The 662-nt window shown below is 39.4% G+C and carries 1 protein-coding gene and 1 pseudogene; both read left to right on the plus strand.

Features of this window, described 5'->3' with window-relative positions; all coding sequences use genetic code 11:
• Positions 1 to 357, plus strand: a pseudogene (locus tag ACRCJ0_RS18045) (RNA-binding protein); the annotation flags it as partial.
• A 12-nt stretch (positions 358 to 369) separates the two neighbouring features.
• The coding region (locus tag ACRCJ0_RS18050) for a DivIVA domain-containing protein (protein WP_431391515.1) at positions 370 to 662 on the plus strand (293 nt) is incomplete at its 3' end.

The following is a 662-nucleotide window of genomic DNA, read 5'->3' on the forward strand; positions in this document are numbered from 1 at the left end:
AGCTTTGAAATGGATAAGATAGGTGGTTCGAAAGTCAAGCTGGTGAAAATTAATCATTTTGACCAAATTATTCAACCAAAATCTGACTGGCAACCCATGGAAATCACACTTTCTTCATTAAGATTTGATACTATGATTTCAGATGGATTTAGAATTCCAAGAGCGAAGGCCAAGTTACTGATTGAGGGTGGCGCTGCTAAACTCAATTGGGCGCAAGTGCAAGACGCGAAAAGGCTATTAAATCCAGGGGACATTGCTTCAATACGAGGCTATGGCAGATTGAAATATGTGGCTACCCAAATGGAAACCAAAAAGGGTAAAATTAGAGTAGCGATTGAGATCATCAAAAACAAATAGGAGGCTCATTTTATGCGCGCATCAGAAATTAAAAATATGAAATTTAAACAGAAAATCTCAGGTTACGGTAAAACTGAGGTAGATGACTATTTGAATAAAGTCCGCGTCTCAATGCAGAAGTTAGAGGACCAAAATAAATCTTTACAAGACCAATTAAACGAAGCGAATAAAGAAGTGGATGCTGCCCACCGTAAGGAAGCGACAGTTAACCGTTCGATTTTTGTGGCCCAAGAAGCAGCTGACCGTTTGCGTGAAGAAGCGTTAAATGAAGCCTCTTTAATTGTAGAACGTGCTGAAGAAGAAGC

The organism is Aerococcus sp. L_32 (assembly GCF_050689315.1).